The 10,657-nt window shown below is 36.7% G+C and carries 14 protein-coding genes; 12 read left to right on the plus strand and 2 right to left on the minus strand.

Going from position 1 to position 10,657, the window contains the following annotated elements; translation table 11 throughout:
* The first annotated feature begins 95 nt into the window (after positions 1-95).
* The 12 genes from FJR05_RS07510 (at position 96) to rfbB (ending at position 9,107) form a co-directional block, all read left to right on the plus strand.
* Entirely contained in the window at positions 96-992 is an 897-nt protein-coding gene (locus FJR05_RS07510; RefSeq protein WP_168643547.1) for a hypothetical protein, read from the plus strand.
* A gap of 305 nt (positions 993-1,297) precedes the next feature.
* Positions 1,298-1,534 carry a ChpI protein gene (locus FJR05_RS07515; protein ID WP_168643548.1) on the plus strand — a complete coding sequence of 79 codons (237 nt, stop codon included), beginning with the start codon at positions 1,298-1,300 and terminating at the stop codon, positions 1,532-1,534.
* Entirely contained in the window at positions 1,534-1,872 is a 339-nt protein-coding gene (locus tag FJR05_RS07520; RefSeq protein WP_168643549.1) for a type II toxin-antitoxin system PemK/MazF family toxin, read from the plus strand. The genes FJR05_RS07515 and FJR05_RS07520 overlap by 1 nt, the downstream gene beginning before the upstream one ends.
* Positions 1,873-1,979: 107 nt before the next feature.
* Positions 1,980-2,144 carry a hypothetical protein gene (locus tag FJR05_RS07525; RefSeq protein ID WP_168643550.1) on the plus strand — a complete coding sequence of 55 codons (165 nt, stop codon included), beginning with the start codon at positions 1,980-1,982 and terminating at the stop codon, positions 2,142-2,144.
* Positions 2,145-2,179: 35 nt separating this feature from the next.
* Positions 2,180-3,541 (plus strand): OB-fold nucleic acid binding domain-containing protein, encoded by a 1,362-nt coding sequence (locus FJR05_RS07530; protein WP_168643551.1) that lies wholly within the window; start codon positions 2,180-2,182, stop codon positions 3,539-3,541.
* A gap of 135 nt (positions 3,542-3,676) precedes the next feature.
* Positions 3,677-4,264: a transposase gene (locus FJR05_RS07535; protein WP_168643552.1), complete on the plus strand. Its 588-nt coding sequence runs from the start codon at positions 3,677-3,679 to the stop codon at positions 4,262-4,264.
* A gap of 128 nt (positions 4,265-4,392) precedes the next feature.
* The gene (locus tag FJR05_RS07540) at positions 4,393-4,947 is read left to right on the plus strand and encodes a methylmalonic aciduria and homocystinuria type D protein (protein WP_168643553.1); all 555 of its coding nucleotides are present in this window, start codon (positions 4,393-4,395) and stop codon (positions 4,945-4,947) included.
* A gap of 175 nt (positions 4,948-5,122) precedes the next feature.
* Entirely contained in the window at positions 5,123-5,446 is a 324-nt protein-coding gene (locus tag FJR05_RS07545; protein WP_027403831.1) for a phasin family protein, read from the plus strand.
* A gap of 78 nt (positions 5,447-5,524) precedes the next feature.
* Positions 5,525-6,043: an FKBP-type peptidyl-prolyl cis-trans isomerase gene (locus tag FJR05_RS07550; protein ID WP_168643554.1), complete on the plus strand. Its 519-nt coding sequence runs from the start codon at positions 5,525-5,527 to the stop codon at positions 6,041-6,043.
* A gap of 103 nt (positions 6,044-6,146) precedes the next feature.
* Entirely contained in the window at positions 6,147-6,806 is a 660-nt protein-coding gene (locus tag FJR05_RS07555) for a DUF6391 domain-containing protein (RefSeq protein ID WP_168643555.1), read from the plus strand.
* A 262-nt stretch (positions 6,807-7,068) separates the two neighbouring features.
* A complete protein-coding gene (locus FJR05_RS07560; RefSeq protein WP_168643556.1) occupies positions 7,069-8,076 on the plus strand; it encodes a glycosyltransferase in 1,008 nt (335 codons plus the stop codon).
* Positions 8,077-8,084: 8 nt separating this feature from the next.
* Positions 8,085-9,107 carry a dTDP-glucose 4,6-dehydratase gene (gene rfbB / locus FJR05_RS07565; protein WP_168643557.1) on the plus strand — a complete coding sequence of 341 codons (1,023 nt, stop codon included), beginning with the start codon at positions 8,085-8,087 and terminating at the stop codon, positions 9,105-9,107.
* A gap of 21 nt (positions 9,108-9,128) precedes the next feature.
* Here rfbB and FJR05_RS07570 read toward each other — a convergent pair whose 3' ends face one another.
* Both FJR05_RS07570 and FJR05_RS07575 read right to left on the minus strand, forming a co-directional pair.
* Positions 9,129-10,004, minus strand: a complete 876-nt coding sequence (locus FJR05_RS07570) for an indole-3-glycerol phosphate synthase TrpC (RefSeq protein WP_168643558.1) — start codon at positions 10,002-10,004, stop codon at positions 9,129-9,131.
* Between the two features lie 141 nt (positions 10,005-10,145).
* On the minus strand, positions 10,146-10,367 hold the full coding sequence (locus FJR05_RS07575) for a HetP family heterocyst commitment protein (RefSeq protein ID WP_168643559.1): 222 nt from the start codon (positions 10,365-10,367) through the stop codon (positions 10,146-10,148).
* Positions 10,368-10,657: the final 290 nt, after the last annotated feature.

Genomic DNA, 10,657 nt, shown 5'->3' on the forward strand with positions numbered 1-10,657 from the left:
ATCCTTTTGAATAAAAGTAAATGCTAGACATCAGTATGAGTAAAAGGTTACAATGACCATGAAAATTATATCTATTTAGGAGTTTATCTAGAGAAATGCCTACAGATACAAATAAGTCAGAAAATAGCAGCGCACATTTAAAAATTATTGAAGGGCTAAAAGTTCAACCAGAATATTTGTTTATATTTGGAATCCTTTTAGTTTTTGCAACTGGATCGGTTTTAGTCGGAATAAGTTCAAACAATCCAAGTGTTCAATTACTTACATTTGCAGTATTTTTCACTTCCTTGACGGTTTCAACAGTTGTTATATGGCTTGTTATAAACAGTAAAGAGGCTGCTAATCAACTTAAATTAAGTGAGGAAATTAGTAAAAGGGATGCTCATCAACTTAAATTAAGTGAGGAAATATTAAAATTAAGTGAGAGACTTGATCGTCTTTCAAATGAGATTGAATCCGCTTGTAAATTGATTAATCTTGTACATTATGGCTCACTAACCTTTCCTGCTGAACAGCTATACATTATTTGGAAAAAATTGATGTATGACTTAGATAAAAAGTTTTATGCTTTTAGCTATATAAATCCAGATGAATGGACACAAGAACATACTAGAAGACTCCTTTCTCCACTAAAAAGTAAAATTGATACTGAATATGCTGATGTAAATCGTATATTTGTAATTGATGATTTGAGCGAATTACAAAAGTTAAGTGAGATCATTGAATATCATCAAAAGTATGGAATAAGTGTTTCATATCTTGAAATAAAGAAACTGTATGACTCAACTCCTCCAATTTGTGAAAACCCGCTTAATTTTGGGTTCATACTCATTGATGATATGCGTTTAGCTCTCTTTCATTTACATGAAAATCGTAAACTTAAGAGCATTGAAATTGTTTCGGATAGAGAAATATTTAAAAAATATGAAAAGATTTATGAGCGTATTAGAAATCTAGCAAAACCTTTACCTTCTTCAACTTTAAAAATATAGTGCGATAGCGAAGCACTGCTGCAAGCAGATATCCGATCTCGTAGGTTGGGTTAAGGAACGCAACATCAATATTGCTATTAGTGATATTTTATTTGTTGGGTTTCATTTTATTCAACCCAACCTACAGTGCGATCGCTGATCTCGTAGGTTGGGTTAAGGAACGCAACCCAACATCAATATTGCTGTTATTGATATTTATTTGTTGGGTTTCATTTTATTCAACCCAACCTACAGTGGTAAACCGATTATTGCCATAATTACAAAAAATTGGTAACATGAAGGTATAACTTGAGTTATACCAAGCTATGAAAACAGCAATTTCCATTCCTGACCCTCTTTTTGAAGCTGCTGAACAGTTTGCAAAACATAAAGGCTTATCCCGTAGTCAGCTTTATGCTGTGGCACTTCAAGAATACCTACAATCGCATAAACCGGATCAAATTACTCAACAGTTAGATGCTGTATATGCTGATGAAGATAGCAGTATTGATCCATTATTTGTAAGTCTACAAGCCCATACGATATCAAAGGAAAATTGGTGATGCAGCGAGGTGAAATTTGGTGGGCTGAACTGCCCATACCTGTTGCTTCTGAACCAGGATATCGTAGACCTGTTTTGATCATTCAATCAGATGAGTTTAATCGGAGTCGAATTAGAACTGTGATTGCTGCCGTTCTCACAACTAATCTTCGATTAGCCGAAGCTCCAGGAAACATTTTAGTAACAACAGATGAAACTGGTTTATCCCAAGATTCTGTTGTGAATGTTTCCCAAGTCATTACTGTGGATAAGTCGTTTCTGATAGAGCAGGTAGGACAAATAGATAATAGCGTAATGTTGCTTATTGATGAAGGTCTTCGTTTAGTTCTAGCTTTATAGTGAGATCCTTAATAAAGGTGTAACTTGGCTATATTAGATTGTACCTCAGCAATAATTACTCATAAATAAGTTGTAAAATTTAAACAGCGAAAAATTCCCCCATGCTTATGAATGACAAACTCCAGACCGAAAAAGATAAACTCCAGTTAAGCACTAATATAGAGATAAATCAAGAAACAGAGAAGGAAGAGGTTCTCTGTCCCCATTGTTTACGCACTGCTACAAATGGTATTAAATGTAAGGGTATTTGTGTGGCTGATAATGGCTATTAAGATGTAAATAAACAAATTTTGCAAAGCTAAGTAATATGGTTAAAATAATTTCTCGTACTTATGTAGGTCAAGCCAATGTTTATGATATTGGTGTGGAAAATGACCATAATTTTGTGATTAAAAATGGTTTTATCGCTTCCAATTGTTTTAATAAATCTCACTCTACAGCTTACGCTTATGTAACTTATCAAACATCATATTTAAAAGCAAATTACCCACTGGAATATATGGCGGCGTTGTTAACCGCTAATAGTGGGGATACAGACAAGGTGCGGAAGTATCTTGATAATTGCTCTAATATGGGGATTGTGATTGATGCACCGGATGTGAATCGCTCTGGTTTAGATTTTACGCCGGTGGATGGGAAGATTTTATTTGGATTTTCGGCGGTGCGAAATGTGGGACAAAATGCGATCGCCTCAATTTTAGAAGCCAGAGAAGAATCAGGAGAATTAGTCCCATTTAAATCTTTGGCGGATTTTTGCGATCGCGTGGACTTACGGGCCATGAACCGCCGCACTTTAGAATCACTCATTAACTGCGGTGCTTTTGACAAAATTCAAGCTAATCGCAACCAATTAATTCATGATTTAGAATTAGTTTATGAGTGGGCGCAATCCCGCGCTAGAGACAAAGCTAGTGGACAGGGCAATATATTTGATTTATTAGGAGGGGGATTAGCAGGGAATAATCATCAACCTCAAAAAAATGCCTATGAATCTGCACCAAAAGCTCCTCCTGTCAATGATTTACCACCTCAAGAAAAATTGAGAATGGAAAAAGAATTATTAGGATTTTATCTTTCAGATCATCCTCTTAAATCTATCAGACAATCATCCTCAGTCCTTGCACCTATTAACTTAGCACAATTGGGGGAACAAAAAGATGATTCTATTCTTTGTGCAGTAGTAATGTTGAATAATGTTAAAAAGGTTGTCACCAAAAAAGGTGATTCTATGGCAATTCTGCAAGTTGAAGATTTATCTGCTGCTTCGGAAGCTGTTGTTTTTCCTAAAACCTATGAACGCATTAGTTCTCTACTCGAAGTTGATGCCAGATTGATTATTTGGGGTAAGATAGATCGCCGTGATGATCAAGTGCAATTTATTCTTGAAGACGCGGAAACTGTCGAAACTGTAAAAATGATTTTAGTGGAATTGAGTCCACAACAAGCAGGAACAATTGAAGAACAACATCGTTTGAATACAATTCTCAAAGCACAAGCAGGGGATAAAGATAAATCCAGAATACCTGTCATTGGTGTTGTTCAAGCTGGAGATCACCGAGAAATTGTCCGCTTTGGAAGACAGTTTTGGGTACAAGATTCGGGAACAGCAGTCCAAGCACTACAAAATGGCAGATTTCCGGCTCATATCAAACAACTAACCAGCGGTTAAACCATAATACCCGTATCCGTAGGGGCGCAGGGCCTGCGCCCTTCCATATTCCGCCCTTCCGATATATGTATATAATCTTCAATTAAGAGGGCTTACGCCGTAAGCCCCTACGAAATTAACAATTATTGATTTGGTATGAAGTTCGATACCGAAAAGCATCACCGGCGTTCAATTCGGCTTCCTCATTACGATTATGGTCAAGCTGGCGCTTATTTTGTCACAATATGTACTTATAAAAAACAATGTTGGTTTGGTGATGTTAAACGGGGGGAAATGCAACTAAATCTAATTGGTCAAATAGTTGTTCAAGAATGGTTAAAATCATCGGAAATTCGCCAAGAGATTGAATTGGATGAATGGGTTTTAATGCCTAATCATTTACATGGAATTGTTTGGATTCAGGATCAAGATCAGGGAAATGGCGATCGCATTGAGGGATTAAATCAAGAGGGCTTACACCGTAAGCCCCTACAGTCTCGCTCTCTTGGTTCATTGATTAATGGGTTTAAATGTTCTGTAACTCGCAGAGTTAATTTAATTCGGTATAATTCTGATCTGCCTTTTTGGCAACGTAATTATTATGAATCTATAATTAGGGACGAAACACATTTAATTAATATTAAAGAATATATCAGGAATAATCCTCAAAACTGGCAGGATGATGAGGAAAATCCCCACAATAGTTCAGAATGGCAGGAAATTCTGATAGATGTGCGATTTTAACAAAAAATATATTTCAGTGAATAATTGTCATTACCTGACTATTTGCAAAATTTGATGATTTATTTGCAGATTTAAGAGTTATTATTTTTAACAAAGATAAAATAAAAACTTTCATAAACCAAATTAATGTGGTGTATTATCCCCAAGTTTGTATTTCTGAGCCTAGCTGTCCGATTCATTTAGTTGGCAAAACAGGACAAGCTGTAGAGATTTCTATTCATACTCCCAGTCCATATATCTGTGCCAACTGCGAACAGATATTACCCGATTGGAAACAGCAACAGTTTTTGTGGGTGGTGGTTGTCTTGCAGCAATCAAAATATCCTTTAGAGGAAATGACTATAGAAACAGAACAAGAAAAAGAGAAACTGCGGGAAAAATTTATGCGTTTTGGTTGCGATGTGGCATTTAATTTGCGCGATCGCGGATATTTAACAGACCTCATAGATCCCCGTACAGGTTATCCATTACTATCTCATTCTGGCCTAGTTCCCCATGATGATACAGCAGTAGCACAAGCCTTACTTAAGTATCCCGCCATTCAAAATAAATGCCATGTCCTTGTCCATCCTCAATGGGGAACTGCTGTTTATCCCAGTGTCATGCTTTCAGAAGCACCTCCAGAGATAATTGAGTCAGTCACGAAAGCGATCGCACCCATGCACGGATGGATAGAGGGGTAAAGAGGCAGAGGGGGGAGTTGGGGAGGTTGGGGAGGTTGGGGGAGTAGGGGAGAAGAATTTTACTGATGACAACTGACAACGAACAACTGACAACTGACAACTGACAACTGACAAAATAAATGTGTAGGCTAGAATTACAAAGCTTTTAGTTAGCAACAAGTCAGAGGAAGGGAGTATGGATAGTAACAATTGGTTGCAACAGCTAATGATGTTGGGTATTGGCACAACTTCTTTAGTTGCAGACAAACTCAAAGAAGTGAGTGATGAACTGGTAAAAGACGGTAAACTCAATCCTGAGCAAGCAAAGGCAGTCATGGATGATCTTGTACATCAGTTACAGTCAGAACAAGGCAACTGGGACGAGCAAATGCAGCGACAAATGCGAAACATGATGCAGGATTTGGGAGTTGCGCGTCAGTCAGAAGTAGATGAATTACGGGGCAGAATAGACCGTTTAGAGCGTCAAGTTCGGGATTTAGAAAATAAGCTATGGCGCTAAAAGGTCATTTCTGATTTAAACTAATTTGTGTTCTGTCAGTCATCTGATCACCAGTAATTAAAAGAGAGAGGGTTGATTTTGAAAGGAATTTTCCTCAGCGTGGCGTTAATGCTGGTATGTGTTGGCGTTTTAGTATTTACCCAAATGAGCGGTCAAAAAGATGCTGCGATCGGTAATTCGCCCCAAACACAACCCACCACCACTGTCACTCAAGAAAAAAATACGCCAATAAAGAGCAATACTATGTCTGAAGCAAATACTGTTACTACCGCCTCTGGATTAAAATATATTGAGCTAGAGGAAGGAGACGGCGCAACTCCCCAAACTGGACAAACCGTTGAAGTTCACTACACTGGGACATTAACAGATGGGACTAAATTTGATAGTTCGCGCGATCGCAATCAAACCTTCAAGTTTAAAATTGGCACAGGACAAGTAATTAAAGGTTGGGACGAGGGAGTAATCACCATGAAAGTAGGTGGCCAACGTAAACTAACTATTCCCCCAGAATTAGGTTATGGTGCGCGTGGTGCTGGTGGCGTTATTCCTCCCAACTCTACTTTAATTTTTGACGTAGAATTAATCAGCGTTCAATAGTAATCGGGAATTGGGGTGAGGTTATTGGGAAAATCAGAAATTTTCAGTTATTGCGATCGTCAAAAAATATCACCAAGGAAAATTAATTCTCAACAGAAAAAAGATGAATACTTCTTATTCGAGCGAATCGTCTTCCTTTAACTTTGATTTTCTTGCACCTCACCCCCATCAAGATGCTGATTTACTTCAACAGTTATCTTTTATCCCTGGGTTGAAAGAAATTCTCATGTTACGTCAAGTTCACGCCCTGGAACACGCCACTGTCTGGTTACTAGGGGAAAATAAACATTCCTCTTTATCACCAGGAACAACCACCAATATGCAATTAGATGATGAATTATTAGGTGGTTTGTCTACCGAACAGGGATTTTTTCTCTATGGTGATGTGAATATTCATGATTTACGTCGCGCGGTAACATTAGCTAAACATCGTTTAACCACTGGAGAATGGGATTTAGCTGTACATCCCCGCTGTGGCACAAATGTATCTGTAGCCATGTTATTAACAGCAGGACTAGCAGTAACAATTCCTTTTTTACTCCCATTTCGACCAATTGAACAACTAATCGGTTTTGGTTTAGCCGCAACAGCCGCAGCGGAAATTGCACCAGATTTAGGAATGCTCACCCAGCGTTATCTTACCACCTCTATCCCCTTTAATTTAGCTATTGAAAATATTACCATTGCCCGTGATTTTTGGGGCAAAGAAAGTCATTTCGTCAAAGTATATTGGGAAAGTAGGGGCGCAGGGCCTGCGCCCTAATTTATTCACCGTCTGCACCCTTATTTATTCACCACCCACACCCTAATTTATTCACCACCCACACCCTAATTTATTCACCACCCACACCCTAATTTATTCACCACCCACACCCTAATTTATTCACCACCCACACCCTAATTTATTCACCACCCACACCCTAATTTATTCACCGTCTGCGCCCTAATTTATTTACCAACTGCATCCTTATTTATTCAGCACCCACACCCTTATTTATAAACTTCAAAATTAGATATTTAGGACTATGAGAAAACTGTATTTTTTAGTTCCCGGAACAAATGGTAAATTTGCTTGTGGTGGTCTTTGGGCAGAATTAAAGACAGTTGCTTTAGCTCAACAGATTTGTGATGCTGAAGTAGTTACCTATCGTCAGAGAGAATCAGATAAATTATTTTTAGATGATTTATTAAAAGCAAATAACTTAGATGTAAATAACATAATTTTTGTAATTAGCTGGGGATTCAATGTTGGTAAACTAGCGGCTAAATTGCAAAAATATCATGTAATTTATCACGCTCACAGTGCAGGTTATAAAATTAAATTACCAGCGAGTATTCCCATAATTACAGTTAGCAGAAATACTTTAGGTTATTGGGGACAACAAGCCCCAAACTCTCTCATTTATTATTTACCCAATCAAATTAGTGATGACTTTACTAATTTACATCAACATCGAGATATTGATGTTTTAGTGCAAACCCGGAAATCTTCAGCATATTTAATTAAAACCTTAATTCCAGCTTTAGAAAAAAAATGTAAAGTGTTGGTTATTGATAGTTATGTAGAAAATTTACCAGCTTTATTTAATCGGACTAAAGTTTATCTTTATGATTCGGCAGAATATTGGAAATTACAAGGAGTTAGCGAAGGATTTGGCTTACAACCAATGGAAGCATTAGCTTGTGGTTGTCAAGTCTTTTCTAGTGTCAATGGGGGATTATCGGATTATTTAGATCCGGGATTTAATTCCTATAAAATCGCTGGTTATGCTTTAGAATATGACATTGCCAAGATTTTGCAAATTTTAGAAGCATCATCAACATTGACTTTATCAGAAACGGTGTTAGCAGAATACAGAACAGAGCATATCATTCACCGTTTAGGAATAATTTTAGCAGAAATCAATAACTTCTTTGATCATAAACATAACTATTCAACTAAAATTCCCGATTTTACAAAAATCCGGTTAGCACAATTGTTTACACAGAGAATCTTTGCTAAAATCAAGAAGAAATATTTACAGCGTAATTAGGGAATCTCATGGATAGACGATTATTGGTGACTGGGGGTGCTGGGTTTATTGGGGCGAATTTCGTCCATCATTGGTGTCAAGCTTATCCAAATGATAGAATCGTGGTCTTGGATGCTCTTACCTACGCTGGAAATCGCCATAATTTAGCCTCTGTTGAAGCCAAAGAGAATTTCCGATTTGTGCAGGGGGATATTTGCGATCGCTCTTTAGTTGATAATTTACTTTTAGAAGAAAATATAGATACTATAGCCCATTTTGCTGCCGAATCTCACGTTGATCGTTCCATCACCGGACCTGCTGCATTTGTCCAAACTAACGTCGTGGGAACTTTTACTTTATTAGAAGCTTTTCGTCAATATTGGAACGCAAAAAGCCAACCTAGTAATTACCTATTTCTTCACGTTTCTACCGATGAAGTTTATGGTAGTCTCACCCCAGATGAACCCGCATTCTCAGAAACTACAGCCTATAGTCCCAATAGTCCTTATTCAGCCTCAAAAGCTGGAAGTGATCATCTAGTTCGGGCTTATTATCATACTTATAAATTACCGACAATTATCACTAATTGCTCTAATAATTATGGTGCTTTTCAATTTCCTGAAAAGTTAATTCCTCTGATGTGTATTAACATTTTAACTGGTAAAGAATTACCTGTTTATGGTGATGGTAAAAATGTCCGCGATTGGTTATATGTAGTTGATCACTGTCGGGCGTTAGATGTGGTCATCCATCAAGGAAAACCCGGAGAAAATTACAACATTGGTGGCAATAACGAAGTTGAAAATATCAGTCTGGTACAAAATTTATGTGCAATCATGAACGAATTAGCCCCAGATTTACCAGTATATCCAGCGGAAAAATTAATTACTTTTGTGAAAGATAGACCTGGACATGATCGAAGATATGCAATTAATGCCAACAAGCTAAAAACAGAATTTGGTTGGACTCCATCTGTAACAATCACTGAAGGTTTACGTTTAACTGTAGAATGGTATCTCGGTAATAGTGATTGGTGGAAACCCTTACTATAATCAATTGGTAATTATCAATTACTACCCAATCTTTAATCCCTCTGCATAATGAATGGGAAATTTGGATTGTAGTAAATTTCTGACAGCTACTTCCAAATCATTTTCTTTGAGCAAAGATTCTCCGATGATCACTGTTTGTACACCAAATTCAGCCACAAATGATAAATCATCGGGGGTTTCTATCCCTGATTCACTCATAACTAAAATTCCCAGCTTTTGAAGTTGCGATCGCCTAGCTGCTAATAATTCCTGAGTCGTGTTAATATTAATGCTAAAATCACTTAAACTCTGGTTATTAATAGAAACTATTCTCACATCTTCTAACGCCAAAACTCTATCCAAATCATTTAAGTTATGAACTTGAATCACAGCATTCATACCTAAGTAATGAATCACTCGTAAAAAGTTTTGTAGTTGCTTATCTGTAAGAATAGCCGCAATTAATAATATTGCATCTGCACCAGCGGAACGGGCTAAATAAATTTGGCAAGGATTAATGATAAAATCTTTGCAAATTAGCGGTATTCCTACCCGATATCTGATAGCACGTAAATGATCAAAACCACCATGAAAAAACTTTTGGTCAGTGACAACAGATACACAAGACGCTCCTCCTCTTTTATAGGCTTGAGCAATAGTAACCGGGTCAAAATCTGGTCTAATTACAGTATGATAAAGTGATGCTTTTTTCACTTCTGCAATTAAACTAGGTTTATAAATACTTAACTGCAAAGCCGTAAAAAAGTCCCGCACAGTAGGAGCAGCACTTAATTGACGTTGCAAAGAAGCCCAGGACATATCTTGTTGCATTTGTGCAACTTCTAGTTTTTTCTGCCACACAATTTCTTTAATAATTGTTTGCATTTGATGATTATAAATGGTGGTTAGGTAGCTCATAAATTCTGCATAATAATCATATTTTTTTGATGAATTTTCACCTTACCTTTTTATTTTTCAGAAAAAATTTCCCCAAAGTCAGATTTAAAAACGCAACTACCTTAATTTTCAATCAAATCTGTTAACTTTTCTCACAGGTGTTTAATTTTGCTGAGAATTGCCAAGTAAGCAGTTAGTTTTAAGTAATCTGATATAAGTACGATAGGGTATATAGTCCATAGGATTATAACCAGCAAATTGTAAAACTAGAACACAAGCCCAAGAATATTTGCCCGCCATAATTGCTTTGATTATTTGTTCTATTTGTTCTGTCTTAATTTTTTTGTTCACCGATGAATGATAATCGCTAAAATTTTGACTCATAATATGCACTCCTGTTGAAAATCAGCATCATCTAATGGTTTTGAGAATTTTTCATGTCTCTTTTTTAAGACTACCCAAAGTTACCCTCTCAATACATGAATTATTCTTTGATTAACTTGATAATTTTTTCGCTCTTATTTTTACCCTTAATTAACTGTCAGAATATGGGATTTTTAAGTGTAAATTTAGCAGCCATAATTATATAATATTTTTTTGTTTTTTTAGGTTAATTTTTGTAACTGTTCACACTCCCCCACTAAAAAGGAATTAGGAAGTAACAGGGATAGGAG

Origin of the sequence: Dolichospermum sp. UHCC 0259, assembly GCF_009711935.1 — a bacterium.
In the GTDB taxonomy this organism is placed as follows: domain Bacteria; phylum Cyanobacteriota; class Cyanobacteriia; order Cyanobacteriales; family Nostocaceae; genus Dolichospermum.